The 20,201-nt window shown below is 60.4% G+C and carries 14 protein-coding genes; 4 read left to right on the plus strand and 10 right to left on the minus strand.

Features of this window, described 5'->3' with window-relative positions; all coding sequences use genetic code 11:
* Positions 1-34: 34 nt before the first annotated feature.
* Positions 35-1,024, plus strand: a complete 990-nt coding sequence (locus BW09_RS00500) for a cation transporter (protein ID WP_140462520.1) — start codon at positions 35-37, stop codon at positions 1,022-1,024.
* A 158-nt stretch (positions 1,025-1,182) separates the two neighbouring features.
* On the opposite strand, the gene BW09_RS00505 is transcribed toward BW09_RS00500, so the two are convergent.
* Complete coding sequence (locus tag BW09_RS00505; protein ID WP_044088615.1) at positions 1,183-2,301, minus strand: Mrp/NBP35 family ATP-binding protein; 1,119 nt, start codon at positions 2,299-2,301, stop codon at positions 1,183-1,185.
* Positions 2,302-2,390: 89 nt separating this feature from the next.
* Between BW09_RS00505 and BW09_RS00510 the strand changes: the two genes are divergently transcribed.
* Complete coding sequence (locus BW09_RS00510; protein WP_219846505.1) at positions 2,391-2,615, plus strand: hypothetical protein; 225 nt, start codon at positions 2,391-2,393, stop codon at positions 2,613-2,615.
* Here BW09_RS00510 and ligA read toward each other — a convergent pair.
* The gene (gene ligA, locus BW09_RS00515) at positions 2,593-5,313 is read right to left on the minus strand and encodes an NAD-dependent DNA ligase LigA (RefSeq protein WP_140462521.1); all 2,721 of its coding nucleotides are present in this window, start codon (positions 5,311-5,313) and stop codon (positions 2,593-2,595) included. The genes BW09_RS00510 and ligA overlap by 23 nt on opposite strands.
* 216 nt (positions 5,314-5,529) lie before the next feature.
* Positions 5,530-8,850: a hypothetical protein gene (locus BW09_RS00520; protein ID WP_044088727.1), complete on the minus strand. Its 3,321-nt coding sequence runs from the start codon at positions 8,848-8,850 to the stop codon at positions 5,530-5,532.
* A gap of 218 nt (positions 8,851-9,068) precedes the next feature.
* On the opposite strand from BW09_RS00520, the gene BW09_RS00525 reads away from it, so the two are divergent.
* Positions 9,069-11,246: a hypothetical protein gene (locus BW09_RS00525; protein WP_140462550.1), complete on the plus strand. Its 2,178-nt coding sequence runs from the start codon at positions 9,069-9,071 to the stop codon at positions 11,244-11,246.
* A gap of 35 nt (positions 11,247-11,281) precedes the next feature.
* Here the strand turns inward: BW09_RS00525 and BW09_RS00530 are convergent, their stop codons facing one another.
* The 3 genes from BW09_RS00530 to ppgK form a co-directional block, all read right to left on the minus strand.
* Entirely contained in the window at positions 11,282-12,076 is a 795-nt protein-coding gene (locus BW09_RS00530) for an energy-coupling factor ABC transporter ATP-binding protein (protein ID WP_044088620.1), read from the minus strand.
* A 102-nt stretch (positions 12,077-12,178) separates the two neighbouring features.
* Complete coding sequence (locus tag BW09_RS00535; protein WP_044088621.1) at positions 12,179-13,387, minus strand: pyridoxal phosphate-dependent aminotransferase; 1,209 nt, start codon at positions 13,385-13,387, stop codon at positions 12,179-12,181.
* Positions 13,388-13,642: 255 nt separating this feature from the next.
* Complete coding sequence (gene ppgK / locus BW09_RS00540) at positions 13,643-14,410, minus strand: polyphosphate--glucose phosphotransferase (RefSeq protein WP_140462522.1); 768 nt, start codon at positions 14,408-14,410, stop codon at positions 13,643-13,645.
* 231 nt (positions 14,411-14,641) lie between these two features.
* Here ppgK and BW09_RS00545 point away from each other — a divergent pair, with 231 nt between their 5' ends.
* Positions 14,642-15,427 (plus strand): nitroreductase family protein, encoded by a 786-nt coding sequence (locus BW09_RS00545; RefSeq protein WP_044088624.1) that lies wholly within the window; start codon positions 14,642-14,644, stop codon positions 15,425-15,427.
* A gap of 270 nt (positions 15,428-15,697) precedes the next feature.
* On the opposite strand, the gene BW09_RS00550 is transcribed toward BW09_RS00545, so the two are convergent.
* The 4 genes from BW09_RS00550 to BW09_RS00565 form a co-directional block, all read right to left on the minus strand.
* The gene (locus BW09_RS00550; RefSeq protein ID WP_375137531.1) at positions 15,698-16,720 is read right to left on the minus strand and encodes a glycosyltransferase family 2 protein; all 1,023 of its coding nucleotides are present in this window, start codon (positions 16,718-16,720) and stop codon (positions 15,698-15,700) included.
* A 38-nt stretch (positions 16,721-16,758) separates the two neighbouring features.
* Positions 16,759-17,496, minus strand: coding sequence for a prealbumin-like fold domain-containing protein (locus BW09_RS00555; protein WP_044088627.1), 738 nt, complete (start codon positions 17,494-17,496; stop codon positions 16,759-16,761).
* Positions 17,480-18,445: a class C sortase gene (locus tag BW09_RS00560; RefSeq protein WP_044088628.1), complete on the minus strand. Its 966-nt coding sequence runs from the start codon at positions 18,443-18,445 to the stop codon at positions 17,480-17,482. Before BW09_RS00560 ends, BW09_RS00555 begins: the two co-directional genes overlap by 17 nt.
* 107 nt (positions 18,446-18,552) lie before the next feature.
* Positions 18,553-20,184, minus strand: coding sequence for a SpaH/EbpB family LPXTG-anchored major pilin (locus tag BW09_RS00565; protein ID WP_044088629.1), 1,632 nt, complete (start codon positions 20,182-20,184; stop codon positions 18,553-18,555).
* Positions 20,185-20,201: the final 17 nt, after the last annotated feature.

Genomic DNA, 20,201 nt, shown 5'->3' on the forward strand with positions numbered 1-20,201 from the left:
CCGATGAAGGCATTCGGTACAGGAGAACGCTATAATGCCGCGGTGGAAGAGGGGCGTATATCTCATGTCTGATCAGAAGAACAGTGGAGCGGCGGTCAAGGCCGCACTACTTGCCAATGTCGGTGTCGCCTGTGCCAAGTTCGCGGCGGCGGCGTTCACCGGATCGTCATCCATGTTCTCGGAATCCGTGCACTCGGTAGCGGATTGCGCGAATGAACTGGTGCTGATGGTGGGCGATAAGGCATCCGACCATAAATCCCGTGGCGATCACCCGTTCGGGCTTCACCGCGTGAAGTATCTCGCCAGTTTCATTGTGGCCACGCTGCTGTTCTTCGTCGGCGGCGTGTTCGCGGTCTCTCAGGCGGCGGGCAAACTAGGCGCGCTCATCGAAGGCACGGCGTCCCGTGATGCGAACTCGGTTGAACTCATCGCCGCACTGGTGGTGGTCGGCGTCTCCGCATGTCTTGAAGGGTATGGCCTGCACACCTCCGTCCATGAGGCTCGAGGGCGTATGAAACGCGTCAAGGTGGAGGATGATTCGCTGATTGGTTTCTGGCGTCGCACCAAGTCCGCCGAATTGGCTTCGGTCATGATGGAGGATACGCTGGCCCTGATTGGTCTGGCATTCGCAGGACTTGGCATCGGACTGTCGATAGTGACCGGCGACGAACTCTATGATGCAATCGGCGGCATGCTCGTCGGTCTGGTGCTGGTCTGCGGTTCGGCCGCGCTGGCGTTCAAATCCGGCTCGCTGCTGGTGGGCGAAAGCCTTGACCCCAGCACGCGCACAATGGTGGTCAAGGCCGTGGAGGACACCGCCGGCGTCGACCGGCTCATCAACATGCAAGCCATCCACATGGATGAGGATTCCGTGCTGCTATGCCTCAAAGTGGAGACGTCGAAGCTCGACCGTGATTTCGACGTGCAGACCGTCGATAAGATTGAGACCAACATCCGCACGGCCATGCCTTGGTATATCTGGGAAATCTACGTGGAGCCGGACATCTGGCGGGCGCAGCACTAGCGTCTTGCGTCAGAAGTTCGTTGACAAAATGACTACCCCTCAGTCGACTTCGTCGACAGCTCCCCTGACAAGGGGAGCCAGAAATACAGTAATGAGTTTCTGACGCAGAACACAAGCGTTCCTCATGAGGGCTTTGGTGATGAGTCTGACGACCCCCCTCAGCTACGCATCAGCTGATTGGCCAGCGAACGGAAGGTGGCACCAATGCCGTCAGCGCGCAGTGCGCCATCGGCATCCAACACCGCGGGTCGGCCGGATTCGCCGATTTCACGCACCTCGGGTTCCAGCGGCAGTTGTGCCATCAACGGCACATCGTATCCCAACGCTTCGGTGAGCTGTTCGCTGACCCGTTGACCTCCACCTTCGCCGAAAATGCGCAGCTTCTCGCCGTTGTGCTCGTAGTAGCTCATGTTCTCCACCACGCCGCGTACCTTCATCGGTACCTGCAACGCCACCAAGCCGGAACGCACGGCGATATCGGATGCGGACGGCTGCGGTGTGGTGACCACGACCAGCTCCGCGTTCGGCAGCGCCTGAGCCACGGATATCGCCATGTCACCGGTGCCGGGTGCCAGATCGAGCAACAGCACGTCCGGCTGACCCCACCACACATCAGACAGGAACTGTTCCAGCGAGCGCTGCAGACGCGGGCCTCGCCAGAGGATGGCGCGATCCGCGCCCGCGAACATGCCGATGGAAATGAGTTTGACGCCCCACGCGGTGACCGGCATCAGCATGCCGTTCAGGTTCGTCGGCTGGGTGTGCGCGCCGAACAGCCTTGGCAGCGAAAACCCGTAGATATCGGCGTCGATGGCGGCGGTGTCATAGCCCAATGCCGCGAATGTGGCGGCAAGGTTCGCCGTCACCGACGATTTGCCGACGCCTCCCTTGCCCGATGCGATGGCGAAGATGCGAGTCTTGACCCCGGGCTTGCTGAACGGGTTCTGCTTGCGTTCGGCTTTCAGGTCGGCCACCAGATCGTCGAGCTTGTCCCGGCTCATCGAAGAGACCTCGATATGAGGTGTGAGTTTGGCATCCGGATAGGAGGCCACCGCACCGTTGATCTGATTGGTGATGGTCTCTGAGAGCGGACAGCCCTCCACGGTGAGCTCCACATGCACGGTGACGTCGTAGTCGCCTTCCGCATCGTTCGCAGACGGGGTTGCGTCGATGGCCGCAATCATGCCCAAATCGGTGACCGATCGTCCTAATTCCGGGTCGATCACACGGCTAAGACGTTCGTATATCGCTGCTTCGATTGCACGGGTTTCGCTCATCAATCCTCCTTATCGCCGTCCACCAGAGTACCGTGCAATCGGCCGGCATGCTAGGGTCTTGATGTGATACTTTCACGTGGAAAGGAGCAATGATGCCTCTTATCCTGCAGATAGTGCTCAGTGAGGTGATTCTCATCGGCATCGGCGGCTTTCTGTTATGGAAGCCCGAACTTGTCTTCAAGCTTAAGCATTATCTCGATGTCAAAGGCGGGGAGCCGATCGACTTCTACACGGGCAACGTGCGGCTGCTCGGCACGATTACGCTGGCAGCCGCGATCGTGTTCCCGGTGATCATGCTCGCATTGCGCGACTGACAGGCGATGCCTCACCTCGTTCAGCACTGACCTCGCCGGTTTCCAGAAGCTGGGCGAATTGGGCTTCATTCAGCATCGGAATGCCGAGCTCCTCCGCCTTGGCTGCCTTGGAGCCGGCGTTCGCGCCGACCACCACGTAATCCGTCTTCTTGCTCACCGAACCTGCGGCCTTGCCGCCACGCTCAAGAATCGCCTCTTTGGCGGAATCGCGCGAGTAGCCCTCCAAGGAGCCGGTGACCACCACGGTCTTGCCGGCCAGCGTCTGCGGCAACGTGCTTTGTTCTGCGGCAGCCACACCGACACCTGCCGCGGTCCACGCGCGCAAGGTCTCCCCACGCCAGTCACCGGGCTCGCGGGCGGCGGCGAACCAGTTCACCACGGATTCGGCGATTTCCGGTCCCACGCCGTCGATCTGCGTCAGTTCGTCCACGCTCGCGGCGGCTATGGCATCCAGCGACCCCAAAGCCGAGGCGATCAGACGTGCGGTGGGCGGGCCGAGTCGGCGAATGGACAGCGCGACCAGCACACGCCACAGATCGGCATGGCGGGCCTTGTCCATCTCATCGAGCATCTTGCGGGTGTTCTCGCCCGGTCGAATGTACACCGGCACGTCGGTTTCGCCGGCGCGGGTCCGCTTATGGTCCACGCGTACGATCACGGCGTCGGCGGGTACGTCGTAATCCGGGTAGGCGGTCACCGTGATATCAGCGGCATCCGATCCCCCGCGCGCGGCCAGCTGCTTGGCGGTGAGCTTTTTCGCGGGAGTCGGCGCTGTCCAGAACGCCGGCACCTGATGCCACAGTCCCGAGCCGCCCACGCGTTTGCGGGTTCGCTTCTTCTTGCCGTCGCCGTCAACGGTTTCCCGGACTTCGACAATCGCCGCCTCGCGCCAGACGCGTATGTCCTTGAGATCGTCGGCAGCAAGCGCGAACAGTCCCGCCTCGTTGGACAGCACCGGCGTCTGTTCGGTCGGCAGTTCCAATCCTTCCACCGGCTCGTACGGTTCGGGTTCCTCCCCGGGCTTCACGACGATTTCGGTGATGTTCGGCGCATACGTGTCCACGGAACCGGGGCGGTTCTCCTCCGGGTTCGTCAACGCCAAGGCCGACTGCTCTCCCAGATGCTCGATGTCGAAGGCTTTGCGTGACGCCAGGGAGATTACGCGTTCGGTCAGCTGTGCAGGGCAGCTTTCCACATTCGGGCACCGGATGTCCTTGTCGCCTTCCTTGGCCGGAGCCAGTCTAGCCCCGCAGGACGGGCAGTATTCCGGCATCACGAATTCACGCAGCTCCCCTTCGCGGCCCTTGCGCCGCTCCAGCACCGGACCGACCAGCTCGGGGATCACATCGCCGGCCTTGCGCACCACGACGGTGTCGCCGATGAGAATGCCTTTGCGCTTGACTTCATACGCATTGTGCAACGTGGTGCGGGCCACGGTGGAGCCCGCCACGTATACAGGCTTCAGGACGGCGACCGGCGTAACACGGCCGGTACGCCCGACCTGCACGACGATGTCCCTCAGCTCGGTGTTCACCTCTTCGGGCGGATATTTGTAGGCGATAGCCCAACGCGGCGCACGTGATGTGGCACCCAAAGTATGCTGCAAGGCCAGATCATCGACTTTGACGACGATGCCATCGAGCGCATGCTCGATATCGCCGCGATGCTCGCCATAGTAGTCGATCATGTCCAGTATCTCTCGGAAGGAGGTAACTGAACGATTGTGCGGCGAGACCGGTATGCCCCACTTTTGATAGAGCTCATAGGCCTGCGACTGGTCGGCCACCACGTCATGCGTGCCGCGCGGATGATCGGGTCCCCAGGTGAGTTGTCCCAAACCATGTGCATAGAAGCTAAGACGCCGTGTGGCCGTGATACGCGGATCCTTCTGGCGCAGGGAACCGGCTGCGGCGTTGCGCGGGTTGGCGAACGGGGCGCGTCCAGCATCCTCCTGCTCGCTGTTGAGCGTATGGAAGTCATCCCAGCGCATGAACACCTCGCCACGGATCTCCACGAAGTCCGGGATGTCCTCCTTGGGCCCTCCCAGATTGGCCGGGATAGAGCCGATGGTGCGCACGTTCAGGGTGATATCCTCGCCGGTCACGCCATCGCCGCGTGTCAGCCCCTGTTCCAATACGCCGTTGCGGTAGATGAGATTCAGGGCAAGACCATCGATCTTGACCTCGCAGCTCATCGGCAACGGCTTGCCTTCAGGCCAGTCGAGGTCGCGGATCACCGAATCGTACCAGTCCCTGAGCTCTTCGATGGAGAACACGTCATCGAGGCTCATCATGCGGCTGGGATGACGCACGGAGGCAAAGTCATTGGAGAATGTTCCGCCGACGCGATGGGTGGGCGACTGCGGATTGTCCAACGCGGGGAAGCCCGCTTCGAGCCGTTCGAGCGTGCGCATGCGAGCATCATAGGCGGCATCGGAGCTGACCGGAGCATCATCGATGTAATAGGCGATCTGGTCGGCTTCCACCCATGCAGCCACACGCGCCCACAGGCGCGCCGCGGCTTCGGAGCTCAACGTGTTCACATCGAGCCGGTCGAGCCGCATCGCATCGTCATCGGTGGGCTGCAAAGCCGTAATCCACTGCTCCGAGCCAGGCGCGAAACGCGTTGCGCCCTCGTCGGGCTTCACCTCGGCGATCCCGCCATCATCGAAATCCCATGCCAACTGTTCAGTGCTCATAACCGCCTATCCTAGCCGAGCATGAGGAACCACAGCATTGTCCGCAAAGCAAGCCCGACGAAGCAATCCGAATTGATACGGAGCTTGTGGGTGGTGGGAGGCACCTCCCGACCGTAGGCTTGGCCGAACGGCCTTGAGCGTGTCGGGAAGCGTATTCCGTACCCGTCAGCGGCCAACATGCAGGACATGGGCCGCAATCCAGATACGGGGGATCCGTCAGGTGGTCAGGGAACGCAGGTATTGCGCCTGGATGACGTCGATGTCGCCGTCGCCTCCGGCATTCATGCGGGCCACCGCCACGGACAGTGTCCGTGCCGGCACGAACATGCCTTCGTCCACGCAGACACGGGCGGCGTCACGCACGATATCCCCTACTTCCACATGCGGCCAGACCGGCAGATCATGCGATGCGAGCACATAGGACGCTTCATCCACCGATTCGGGCACGTTGATGCATTGCGAATCGGCACGTGCCACAAGCTCCTGCAGTTCGCCTTCCAGACTGCTGATGGCGCCCGGAGCGATGTGATCGCTGAGGATATAGGCCGCAGCCGCCGTTTCGAAATGGTCCAGCATCCACTCGCAATAGGCGAATCGATAGTAGGCGAACGCGGCATCATCACGATCCAGGGCCACGCGGAGTGCATTGAGGCAGGCTGCGCGGGCAGAATCCCAATCCTCGCTACGCGCCAATTGTATGGCGAGCTTGAGATGGGAGAGCGGATATGCGGGAGCGTAGGCGACCATGCGGTTAAGATGCGGTATGGCGGCTTTGGCACCCTTGATCTGACTGAGCACGTCGGCCAATTCCATATGCGCATAGAACAGGTTGTCCGGAATCAGCATGGTTCGCTCATCCCGTGTGGCGAACAGCCGGTTGTACACCACGCGTTCGGCATAGGAGTTGAAATACCGCGGCACACCTGCGCCGGAAGCGAAGAGCTGATCCATACGGGTCACGGCCGCCTCCGAAGTCTCAATGGCCTGATCGGCCTGACCGGAGAACAGCAAATCCCGGGCGTGAAGACGCGCCTTGTCGAGTTCATCGGCGAGCGTGAACGTCAGATCCGGGGTGTCTCGTCCGTCGATCAGCGCGCTGGTCACCTCGGAGGACCGTCCGGTCAGTTCCGGATCGCATATGCTCTCGATGAGACCCACGGCACGCTGCGCCTTGCCGACGGAATCCAGTTCCCGGTTCTGAGCCAACGCATGGAATTCGTTCACCGCGCGCTGCAGCATGTCCACACGTTGGATCGCCAGACCATCGCTGCTGGCCGCGCCAAGCACCTGGGCCACAGCGGGGTCGAAAACCCGTTCGGTTAGTTCGGGCTCCTCTTGGGAGCCGCGCGGCGAAAAACGCCTGTCGGCAAGGTCAAAGTCCGCATTGATGGGCTTCAGACCGCCTTCGCCATCCACGTCCATCACAGCGCCGAACATGCGATAGGTGTCCTGCGGATGGTCGAGACCATCCGTGTGGAGACGCCGCAGGAACGCGTCGCGGCTCAATGTGACGGTGACCATGTTGCGCACGGTGGGATTCCTGCGCAGGACGTTCATCGGGTCATCGGCCATATCGGCGTCGTCATCGGCATTCCCGCCATCGTCGGCCCCCAAGCCGAAGGACATATCGTCGATCTCGACACCCCGCATCAGGTCCTCGAACTGGGAGTCGATGGATTGTCCATCGGACTGGTGCTGTCCCTCGTCCTGACCATCAGCGGCATCGCCCTCATGCGCATCATGTCCGAAGGACTCCTCATGGGCGATGGGTCGCGTCGGGTCACCGTGGAAATCACCGTCTTTGGGGTCCGCCTTGGAACCGGAACGACCCAGGTCACCGCTGCGCAGATGCTCGAATGCGCGCAACGCCTCGCTCATCATCTGTTCGATGGCGCTGTCCTGCTCGGTGATGGCCTCTTCCAATCCGATGGAGTCGATGTGCAACGACACCTGTTTGACCGCCGGGCTGACGCCAAAGCTCAGTGCCGCCATCATCAGGCCGACGCGCAGATTGTAGGCCACGCTCATCGCGGCGCGCTCGGTACTGGACAAGGTGCGCCAGGCATGGCTGATCTCGTCATAACGGCTGTTGGGCATCATCGACGTGCCGGCCGTGGTAAAGCCGATGGCCACCTCGCCTGATTCCAGACATGAGCGGAATTCCACATCAAAGCGGTAGGGCAGGCGCAGCCGACGCAGCAGCGTGGCCATTGCCTGGCGATACACCCATTCGCTGGGCTTGCCGGCATACCCATGTGCGTCCTGTCGACCATCCGAGGCGATTCTGGGATCGGGGAATTGCTCGCGGATTCTCCGGGCGGTGTGGCCGGCGATATCCACCAGCTTGAGCACGGCTTGACGTTCGTCGGTGCCTTCGAACGGATCGAGAGCCATGATCGCTGAATTCTCGATGAGCTTCATATCGATCTGCGCCGCCTCCGCTCGGGTCACCGTATCCTCGGTGAGTGTGCGCCCTAGCGAGGAATTGCGCTCCAACCATGCACTGACGGCGGCGAAACGATTCAGATTGCCTTCGATCTTCAACGCCTTCAATGCCTGTGCGAATGCGAGAGACTTGTCCCAGGTGAAGAAGTAACTGTTCGAATAGCTGGACGTATACAGGTGCAAGGCTTCGGCGCCATGCACGGCTTCAAGCCCCTCAAGCTTGTCCAATGCTCCGGCCTCGCGCATCAGATCGGCGAAGTGATCCTCCAATCCGGAGGCTCTCATGCCGTGGGCGCGCGCAGCCAGCGTATCACGCACGGAGCGCCGGATGGCGCCAATCGGCGCCTCACGGTTCAGACGGCGGAAGATGTTGCCGGATCCGAAGCCAATCAGCAGTCCGTTGATCTGCGGCAGCATATATGCGGCGAAGAACGCGATGGCCACCGCATCGCGGTATTCGAGATCATGACGCATCTCAGACGGCAGATTGGCTCGCATCTGTTCCAGCGTGTACCGATTATCGGTTTTCAGCCAGGATGCCAGCCAGGTCATGCGTCCGGTATCGTCCCTGCCTATGACGCCGCCCGCCACGGCCTTCACCGGTTTCCCGTTCCTGCGGCGCAGCGCCCGCTCGAGCGCGCGCATACCGTCCATCGCTCCGCGTTGCGCGTTCTCATCCAAGCCCAGACGTTCCCCGTCCGGCAGCGTGACGTTCTTCTCCTTGCCGAACATGAACCGCGGTTGCATGTCCTGCACATCCATGTCGGGGTCGGAACCCACGAATACACGGCCGTGCGTATCGGCGAACGCCACCTGGGCGAAATGATCACGGTCGGGGAAAATACCCAGTGAGAAGCCCCGTCCTCGCGTGGAAGGCAGCTGCGCCCATCCCAGCACCAGATGTTCCGGCACATTCTCCAAGGCAGGGAACGTGTGGCGCTTGACCACCGGGGAAATCGTGACCGCATGGCGAATCAGCTCATCGATGACGCTGCCTTCACGCTCGCTGTTTTCCCGCAGTGCGTCACCGAATGGATTCGTTCCGGCCTTCTTCGGCTTTGCCAGGCCCAAATCGGCGGCGAACGCATTCATCGAATCCATGATTTCCCCCAGCAGGGACTTGCGCGACTGGTTCCTGTGATTCGACATACGATTTGGCATGATTCTCATTCTCTCCTGTTTGCCCGACATAAAGCTTATAGAATAATGGCGTGCATTCCATGGACCTTTCCTCAGCAGCCAGCCCCACGACGCACCATTCGCAGCCGTCGCATATCGCGTCAAGGCTTCGCCGCATCCTGCTTCCCATCATGGCGGTGGCCATGGTGATGCTCGCCTTGGAGTGCATAGTGTTCAATATGCCGTTCTGGCGCACGCTTGGCGCAAGCACCGACACCAACGCCGTGCATAACGCGCTCGGCAGCGGCTTGACCCGAAGCAGCGACGGCATGCTGACTGTGACCGATCCCACCAACGCCTATCTGGAATTGACTGCGGACGGCACGTCGGATTTCCTCCGCATCGATACGGTCGATGCGGCCACCATCAGCTCCGTACGGGACAAGACCCTCAGGCAATCCCATTCCCAGGGGGATACGGAACTCGCCATGCCCTCCTCCACCGTGCATGTTCGCGTGGATATCGGTGATACGACCGGACGCATGCAGTCGATCAGCCCGAGCTCCACACGCAGCCATTATGTCAAGGCAGTCGGCGCGGGCCTGGTCCGTGTCTGGATCCAAGAGGAGCGCGGCGCCGTGATACCGGTGAGCGATGCGCGTGCGAACGTGAAAGTGCCGTTTGCCTTCAACTGGATACGTGTCGGAGTGATGGCACTGCTGTCGGCTCTGGTGGCGCTGTGGAGGCCGGGGTCGAGGCTGTGGCGCATCGAACTGAATCCCGCCAGTGTTCGACAGCGTCTGGCATTCGCAGCGGTGATGGCTATTCCGGCGATCGCTCTAGGCTGGTCGATCATTGCGCAGATCATCTACGCTTCGCCAATGGTGTTCCATACCGCAGGCGGATACACCTACGATTATGACCAGTACGCGCATGTGGCGGATTCCCTGATTGCCGGCCGTCCATGGCTGGATCTAGACGTGCCCAGCGAACTTGCGCAGGCCGAGCAGCCGTATGATGTGCCGACCCGTCTCAAACTGCTGAGCGACGGAGTCAGCCCGATCTACTGGGATTATGCGTTCCATGACGGACACTGGTATTCCTACTTCGGTGTGGTTCCGGCTGCAGTGCTGTTCGCCCCGTATCGCCTCATTACCGGGCGAATGCTGTCCACCGGAGCCGCCGAACAGTTCCTGATGCTGCTGTTCATCATCTTCTTCTCGATGCTGATGATCCGCACGATTCACCGTGTGATGCCGCGAACCTCTCTGGCTGCGGCATCACTGACCACGGTCTCCGGTCTGCTGGGAGCACAGACGGGATATCTGGTGTACCGCACGAATTTCTATCAGGTGCCGTTCGCCGCATCACTGGCATTGACATCGCTCGGACTATGGTTCTGGCTCGGTGCCGAGACTTCCGCACGGCCGGTGCTGTCCGTCGACCGCTGGCGTGCCGGTGACACGGCGCCGCTGTCGTTGCCGCGACTGGCTGCCGGAGCCTTGTGCATTGCCGCGAACTTCGGCTGCCGTCCGACGTTCACCCTTGCCGCGCTACTGGCGTTCCCGCTGTTCTGGCCGCAGATCCGGGCCGTGATCGGCGAGCTGCGGCACCATCGCATCAGTGTGGCCAAGGCGTTGCGCGCTCCCCTTGCCATGCTGGTTCCCGCCATTGCGGTCGTGGCCCCTCTTATGGCGTGGAACCATGCGAGGTTCGGCTCATTGTTCAACTTCGGCAACGCGTATCAGTTCACCGTGTCCGATATGACGCGGTACACCACGCCCATGGCGGACATGCCATCGTCCATATGGTATTACCTGTTCCTGCCCTTGCGATTCGTTCCGCAGTTCCCCTGGCTTGCCATCTCCCCCGCTCCCATGCCCGTGTGGGGATACTACGAGGTGATGGTCGGCGCGTTGTTCACCGCCACGCCTGTGATGCTGCTCGCCGTATTGCTGCCATATATGAACAATCTCGAGATGCATGGTCTGCGGCCCTGGCTCATCGGCTGCCCGATGCTGGCTTGCGGACTTATCGTGTTCGACGCCTATGTCGGCGGTCTTGGTTGGCGTTACAGCGCCGATTTCGGCTGGCTGTTCGCGTTGGCCTCGATACCTGCGACGTTATGGCTGGTCAATGGCAGGGAGCCCAGCCACTCCTTGGCGGGGGCGAACGACGCCGCTTCGGGCGACGGCATCGCCCATGTGACGCCTTGGCGTTGGCTGATGCGCTGGACTGTATTGCTGTTGACACTGTTCACGCTGTCCATCGCAGTGCTCAGCTGTTTCGTACTGGCACGCGATGATGCGCTGATCAACAACAATCCGACGGTGTGGCACGACGTGGCCTCATGGTTCTCCCTGCTGTGACCCATTGCCCTGCGGCCAGCCGGCACACCGGACGCCTACTCCTGCTGTTTGGCGGCCTCGTACTTGCCCCGAATCAGATGCTCATAGAAGGCCACCGCATCGTTCGGCGTGCCGTCGAACACAATACTGTGATCGTCCACGACGAGTACGCGGTCGATCGCGTATTCGGGCCGGCGAATCATATCGGTGTCATGTGTGGCGAACACCACCTGCTTGTCATAGCTGAACAGCGCCTTGGCCACATGCGCGGTGCCGACTTCATCCAGCCCTTTGCTGGGCTCGTCCGCCACGATGGCACTGGGCTCGAAGCTCAATGCGGCGGCTATGGCCAGCAGATGGCGCTTCAGGGAATCGAGCTCGCTGGCCTTCGCCCGCGAGACCTGCGCCAGATCGAAATGGGCGAACAGATTGCCGATGCGCGCCTGCCGCTCCCCTTCGGGGATCTTGTGCTTCTTCAAAGCCTCCGATACCGCTTCGGCGATGTTCTTCGCACGGTAGAAGCTGTTCGGGATCTCCTCGCGGCGAACGATGCCGACCAGATCGTTGATGCGTTTGTCGTCTTTCTTCGACGTCGGATCAAGCCGCTCCTCGCCACCCTCGATCACGACGGCACCGGCCGTCGCCTTCAATGACCCATCGAGCAATCCCAGCAACGTGGATTTGCCGGCGCCATTGAGACCGATGACCGCCACGCGCCGCTCGCTGATGGTCAGCGTGGTAGGACCAAGCCCCAGCTGCCCGTCATCGTACGTATGAGCTGCGCCTTCAAGACGAAACGTCAATGATTGCGGACGCGGCAGTTCCTTGGACTTGAACAATGAGAATCCCATAGCACTTATTGTAATCCCCGCTCATCACCGGCAGCCGAAGCCGCCATACGACACCGCCCTCGAATGGTGTCCAGTGTCAGGTGTCCGGCGTCGCCGCATGATTCACTCCATGAAGCGTGCGGTGACGTCAAGTACCGCACGCACGTTGCGCTCGAATTCCGCGGGCTCAGGAAGCAGCGATATCGCCAGATACCCGTTGGACGTCATATCGAAGAAGTAGCCGGGCTGGCCGGTGATACGGCAGTCGGCGATGAGACGCAGCACCAATTCGTTTTCGTCGATGACCGAAGGCACACGCAGCAGCACATTCCATCCGCCTTCCGCACGAAGGACGTTCACCAGGCCATTCGGGTCGGCTTTCAGCATCTCATGCAGCCGGGCGAGATTGCCCCGCACCCGTTCGCGCACGCGCCCGGTCTGGACCGGCGCGGCCTCAAGCAGTGCCGGGATGCGTTCGGCGATGATATCGCTCATGGGCAGATAATCATCGGCGATGACATCCAGACGACGCTTCGCCTGTTCCACATCATCCTTGGGGCCGGATACCTGAATCCAGCCGACCTTGGCGTGGGGGGCGGCGAGCATCTTCGAGAATCCGTCCAGCGCGAACGTCAGCACACCTGACTCTCCCGCCAGCCGCGCGTTACCTGCGAACGGCTCAAGGCTGTAATCGAAGAACACCTCGTCGGCGATCAGCGCCACGCCATGTTTCACGCACAGTTTCACAATCTGCCGGCGCTCGTCCGGTTTGATGTACGAACCTGAGGGGTTGTTCGGATTGATCAACACCAGCGCTCGAATCCGGCTGCCGTGTTCACCGTCAAGCAATTCGGCGAGGGATGCGGTGTCCAGGAACCAGGAACCGTCGAACTGCAGCTGGTATTCGACCGTTTCCACCCCTTCAAGCCGGGCGATGGATTCGATGAGCGGATACCCGGGCTTGGGGGCGAGCACCGCGTCGCCGGGATCGCACAGCAGTTTGATCAGCCAGGAATACGCCTCGGATGTGGAACTCAGAATGTACAGGTCGTCTGCATCGACCCTCGGATAGCCCATATGGGCCTCATGCGACGCGGCATCCTCGGCATTGCGATCCGATAGGAACGCCGCCAAAGCCGTGCGCGCGGATTTCGGACCGCGCGGCTCAGCGGTGTACACGCTCGGCACCAGTGCCGGCGCCAACCCATGCCGCGTGGGATTGGAGTCATTGAGCTTGCCCAGCGTGACGCCGTCCGCCTTGGCCTTGGCTTCGGCCAACGCAATCGGATTCGGGTCACTGACATTCACGCGGGAGGAGAAATGCACGGTCATGCCTCTCCACCATAGAGCCTGGTATAGAATCCGGCCTGACCGTGCCACGCAAATGCATTCCCGGCGATTCTGCATTTGCGTGGCATGCGTGATTGCCACGCCAGCGCATTTTCAGCGATTTCGCACTCGTGTGGCACAACGTACATCACACAATCGGCGGAATTCCGCCATTCATATCATTCAGGGTGTTCAGTCACCTGCCACGCAAATGCAATTCAGACGAATCTGCATTTGCGTGGCACGTGGCAGTACGACTTACGCCTGCTTGGTGCTGGCGTAATAGGCTGCGCCGACGATGCCGGCCTGATTGCGCAGCTTGGCGGGCACGATCGGCGTCTTGATGTCCACGTAGGGCAGGAACTTCTCGCTGACGCGGCTCACGCCGCCGCCCACAGTGAACAGATCGGGATTGAAGTACTTCTCCATGAGACCGTAGTACTTGGTCAGTCTCTTGGCCCACTTCTTGTAACCCAGATCCTCGTTCTCGCGTATTGCGGAGGAAGCGTACTTCTCGGCATCCAAATGCTTGGCGCTCAGGATGATGTGTCCCAGCTCGGTGTTCGGGATCAGCTGACCGTTGTAGATCAGCGCGGTGCCGATGCCGGTGCCCAATGTGGTCGCGATGACCAGTCCTTCCTGACCTTTTGCGGCACCGTACTGCACCTCGGCAAGACCGGCGGCGTCAGCGTCGTTCACCACGACGACTGGACGTCCGCAGGCCTCGGAGAAGACCTCGGTGACGTCCACGCCAATCCAAGACTGGTCGAGATTGGCCATGAAGTCGAGCTTCTTGCCGGGCTTGATCGGGGCCGGGAAGGCGATGCCGACCGGTGCGGATGCCGGCACCTCGAAGTGGTCGAGCTGCTGCTTGACGATGGCTGCAACGGCCTGCGGAGTGGACACCTCGGGGGTGAGGATCTTCAGACGCGGCTCGGCGAAATCGCCTTTGACCAGATCCACCGGGGCGGCCTTGATACCGGAACCGCCAATGTCAACGCCAAACGCCTGTGCGGTTTCAATCATCGTTGACTTTCCTTTCCTGATACGTCGAATGGTTCGCCCTTAGTCTATCGCGCGCCTGAGCGCAAAGCCAAAGATCACGACCAGCTTTGCCTGACGTGCCGACGGATACGTGGTCAGTCGGCACCCCGAATCCGTGGACGCATGATGCACCCGGCGCTTCTGAGACACGACACGACGTGTCTCAGGCGTTGCGCACCTTACAAAAACCTGAACACGGGTGATAATGGAGCCATGGCAGAACATAACCAACTCATTGATGCGATCAATATCCGTACCGCAGTGCGCGCCTATGATGGCGAGCCGATCGACGACGATGCGGCACGACAGCTTGATATGACCCTGCAACCGGTCAACCTGCTCGGCAACGTGAACCTTCAGCTGGTGCTCAACCAGCCTAAGGTGTTCGAAGAAGCCAATGCTTCCGGGCATTTGACCGGAGCGGCGAACTACATTGCGATAGTGGCGCCGAAAGATGACGAGCAGGCGAAGGAGCGAGCCGGGTTCTACGCGGAACGTGCGGTGCTGACCGCGACGCTTCGCGGACTGGGCACGCTCTGGGTCGCCGGTTCCTGGGATAAGGCGGAGGCTGCCAAGCACTGCCGAATCGCCAAGGATGAGGCGCTACTGCTCGCCGTGGTGATCGGCTATCCCAAGAACCGTCTGGCGTATCAGTCCATGACGTACGACGAGTTGTGCGAGCGTCAGCGCACCCATCGCGCTTCGAAGACCTATGAGCAGTTCACCGCCACGATGGATGACACGACTCGTGCTCAGGCTCCGGACTGGTTCAAAGCCGGCGTGGAGGCCGCGATGAAGGCGCCAAGTGCCATGAATCGGCAGCCGATCACCTTCTCCTATAATCCGGATGACGATACCGCCGCCGCGCATATCGACACCTCTGCCGGTGATGAGCACTATGCGCTCAATGATCTGGGCATCGCCAAGCTCCACTTCCAGATCGGTGCCGGTCAGGGACAGTGGGCGTGGGGTGACGGCGGGCTGTTCATCCACAAGTAGTTGACAGCCTCGCGCACGCAAGCCGGCTGGTGACTCCTCCGATTATGCCCGGGACGCGCGCGTCGCAATGCGCGCGTTCCGGGCATAATCCCACACAATACAGACCCTCAAATGTGGTTCTGGGCATAATCCCACGTCCAGGAAGCCACTTACGGCTTCCAATCCCTAGGATTATGCCCAGAACTTCGTATCTCACCCACCTATGCCCAGAACAATTGGCAGGAATATGCCCAGAACCAAATAAGCCAAGAAGGTCCGGGCAACACAACGTCATGCCAGCGGCGGCATGGGTTTCCAGTCGGGATCGTGGAGAAGCTTGCGGGAATCCCACCAACCCTGCGCGATCTTGACGAGACCGGTCCTCACATGTTCGCGGTCGACCATCACCAGGCGGATCACTTCCTTGATCGCCGTGAGCACCGTGCCGACACCGAAGATCAGCGGGTGGAAGTCACCGTGCACCATGAAGTATCGGGCCATATAGCCACGATTGCGCATGATGTGATAGCGGTTCATGTCCGACGTGGAGTTGAGCTGTCGCACGCCGGCGATATCCCAGTTGCCGATCTCGCGCGTACGGCGCAGGATCACATCCGGCACCACAATCGGATTGGTCACCTTGCTGGCGCGGTAGCCGTAGATCGTATCGTCCCAGTAGATGAAGAACCGCGGGTCGGGCAGGCCAATCGCCTTGACCACGCGACGGTTGAACAGGCCGCCCTCGAAGCAGAGCGTATCCATCACACGGTAACCGGCCGGGCCGAATGCGGCCGGGGCGATGGGATTCGGGATGCCGAGCGGCACGATGAAGTCATATTGCCAGTAGAACGGGCCTCCGTCATAGTCATAGCGGGACCCCTGAATCACTTCATGCCTTCCGGTCCACTTGGCGAGCTTGCCGATGGCGTCCGGAAGCACGGCGACGTCATCGTCCATCACCCAGAACCATTCGGCACCCAGCTCATACGCCTTCTTGACGCCTGCGGAGAAGCCGCCCGCGCCGCCCAGGTTCTCGGTCTGCGGGGCATACACCACACGTTCCTCGTTGCCGGACAGGTCGGCCACAGTGGTCCCCCACTGGCCAGTCACCTTGGCCGAGAGTTCATTGACCATATCCGCGGTCCGGTCGGAATGCTCGTTGTCCACGATCACGATGCGCCACGGAGCCTGCTCCAAAGCGAGAATCGAATCGAAGAGCACTTCGAGCAGCTGCTGGCGCTTGTATGTGGTGACAATCAATGCGAGTTTGTTGATGGTTCGCTGTACGGCATGCTTTTCACTCATGGGTTCCATTCTATGCACACTTGCTTCCATGCTCACACAGATAGTGTTCAGAGCTCCACTCGATGATGGCGATAGACGCCGATCAGCAAGGCGATCACGGCCAGTGCGATGGCCGCGATGGCGATAGACCTGACTGCCGAACCGGTGTCGGCTGGCGTTTCCGGTTTTGGTGCGGGCTTATTCGTCGGAGGTGTCACCGTACTCTGCTCGCTGAATTTGGGCTCGACGGTAACGTCCAGCAATGAGGCACCATTGTCGCTGCCGGGTACTGCCGCGAGAAATGGATCACAGTCATACGACGCATTGGCATCGGCCACGCCTGTACGCTCCACCAGATAGAGGCCAAGCGGCAATCCGGCGAAAAGCGCCTTGCCGTTTGCATTGGTGGTGGCGGACTGTGCATACAGATCGTGCTGTTTCACGTAAGCTGAAATCTTGGCAGCCGCGTCATGGTATTGCGATGAGGTGATGCTCCCCCAGTTCTGATCGAACTGTGTGAACGAGTCAAGCATATGGAAGTCCGCGATGTTCCCGTCATCGTCCAAGTCCACGGATGCCACGCGCACTATGGAATAGGTGTCGCCGGCGAGCGGTGCAGCATCGGCTTCACCGCGATCCCATACCGCATCGATGGTGAGGCTGCCTACGCTGGCTGCCTGTGCTTGCGGGGCGATGGCAGCAGTGGCGATTCCTGCAACCATCAGGGACAGGATGACGGCGAGACCGCTGATTGCACCGAGCATGCGCCGTGTCGCGATGCCCAAGCTGTTATGCATGTCTGCCATGTCTGGCCCGTCCTTTCCTGTGTGTTTCGTCTATGGTGGTGTCGTGGTAGGGTTCTGTACGTTGTTGTGCCGCCGACGCCGAGGTATTGCCGGCATTGTCATGAACGGCAGCCGCTGCACGACGCTGCGTTCGGTGTCGCCATATGGTCCATCCGGCGAGCAATGTGATAAGTCCGATGGATGGCAGTAGGTATTGCAGAGGGATATCCACACGGAACGTCGGCTTGGACTCCTCGGCCTGTTCGGGCGTGTAGGGGATGCGATGGGCACGCACGAGCAGTCGGTGCGTGTTCACCGCGTACGGTGTGCAGGTGATCAGAGTCACCAGGTCTTTGCCGGGTTCGATGGCGAGTTCCTTGGTGTCCGTGGGCAGTACTGTGGTGATCTTATCGACCTGATAGGCGTAGGTGTCTTTGAGGATCTTGATGTAGAAACGGTCGCCCTTCTTCATCAGATTCAGGTCGGTAAACAGTTTGGCCGTGGGCAGTCCACGATGGCCGGAAAGCGCCGCGTGCGTCGATTCGCCGCCGACCGGCAGTGAGGTCTGTTCAAGGTGGCCAATGCCGACTTGCAGCACTTTTTCCGCTGTGCCGTGGTAGATGGGCATGGTTTCCTTGAGCCGTGGGATGGTGATGTACCCCATCATGCCGTCGCCATCGAGATTCAACAGGTTGTTGTATTCCTTATTGACGGATTCGGTATTCACAGCCGATGCAAGCGCATCCGTAGCCTCGGCATTGCTCGAGGCCAGTTGTTCGTTATAGGCGTGCGCGGCAGCCAGCATCTGTTGATACTGCTCATCTGAGATGGATTGCGCGGCGGCATCATAGTTGGTGACCGCACGCGAAGCGTTCTTCATGACGAGGACATTGCTGATTGTCGGATAGAACAGGACAGACAGTCCTATCGCGATGACCAGCAGTGGCGCAATGCCGCGCAGCTTCTTCATGTGTTGTCCTATTGTCTTGGGGCTCTTCTCACTCCGCTTGCGCGGGACGGCTCCCCTCAACGAGGGGAGCCTGCGGTATTCCCACGATCAAAGAGCCCGTGACTGGCTCAGGCAGCGTGCTTGGAGGACTTGCGGTTGGACTTCACGTACCAGCCGGCGCCCAGAGCCACGATCAGCACGCCGAACACGGTGAACAGGGCTGTACCCATGCCACCGGTGGAGGGCAGCTCGAGACCCTTATTGTTCTGGACGGTGATGGTGGTATTGTCCTTAGCGTAGGCGTCACCGGACTTGTGGACACCCCATTCGGTCAGCTTGCCTTCTGCATCGTACTGGGCGGTGATAACCACCTCAATCGGAGCGGTGAGCTTGTTATAGCCCTGAGGAGCCTTGGTCTCCACGACCTTGTAGGTGCCTTCCTTGAGACCGGTGAAGTTCAGAGCGCCAGCGGCGTCGGTCTTGACATCCTCATCGGTGGCGGCTGTAGTATCGGCAGCGGTCTTCGGACGGAAGGTGTTGGTGTTGTCATTGACCTTCACCAGTTCGATCTTCGTGCCAGTGGAATCCTGCAGCTCGAACTGGGCGTCGGCGAGCTTCGTGTTCGAATCCTCGGCGTCAACCTTGTCGATGCCGAAGTTGAAGTCGTAGGTGTAGGTCTTGTCCTCCTGCGATTCACCGGTGCCACCTTCGATCGGGTCGTTGCTGTACTCGACCTTGGCGGTGTTGTCGTTGCCGGTACCGCCGACGACCGCATTCTCATTCAGGGTCGCGGAGTATTCGACGGTGATGGCCTTGCCTGCATCGTTCTGATGCAGATTGCGGAAGTCGATCATCTCGACGGTCAGAGTGGTCTTACCGGTGGTCTGGTCGACGGAATAGGTGGTGTTGTAATCGGTACCCTTGGTGAGAGTCGTGGTTCCGATCTTGACGACCGGCTCGAAGGCATCGCCCGCGGCATTCAGATTCAGCGTAAGGCCCTTGGACAGGGTATCGGAGAAGTTGAAGGTGTAGCCCTTGGTGTACTCGGCCATATCCGGCACGGTGGAGGCGAGCTTGAAGTTCACGGTGTCGCCGATCTGGGCGCTGTTGTGGTTATCGCCATCAACCGTCTTCTCCACGGTCGGATACGTGGACTTCAGTTCCTGCTCCACGGCGGTGTTGCTCTTCACATTGAGCAGGATGGCGTCGGTACCGCGCTTTTTCGTGGTATCGGTGGAGCCGCCCTGCGGGCTGACCACATAGTAGCCATACGGCAGGTTCTCGATTGTGGCAGTGTACTTGGCGCCATCAACGGCGGCAGTCGCAGTGTACTTGAGATTAGCACCGCTCAGAGTCGCATCGTTGGTCTTGGCCCAATCGGATGCCGTCTTGGCAAACGTAACCACAGCGGTATCATTCAGGCCGGAGACGTAGTCGTATGCCTTCTGATCGACATTGTCGTCAGTCACATCGGTCAGACCGAAGTCCGTGGCCTTGGCCTTGAAGAACGCATCCCAGCTGTCGATCAGCGCATAGCCGCCGTTGGTGGCCGTACCATTGTCCACGGCTTCCTTGTCATAGGTGAACATCTGGTAGGCGGTGACGGTCTTGCCGTTGAACTCCGCGCTGGAGCTGCTGATCTTGATCACGCCGTCAGAAGCATTCGCAGCATTGGCGGTGGTGGCTCCCAGGCCTGCGATGCCGAGCATCGTGGCCGCGGCAATCACGCCTGCCGCAAGCTTCCTGGTCAGTGAGTTCATCACTGGTTCCTTTCTTC

It is taken from the genome of Bifidobacterium sp. UTCIF-1, assembly GCF_006408915.1.
Classification (GTDB): domain Bacteria; phylum Actinomycetota; class Actinomycetes; order Actinomycetales; family Bifidobacteriaceae; genus Bifidobacterium; species Bifidobacterium reuteri.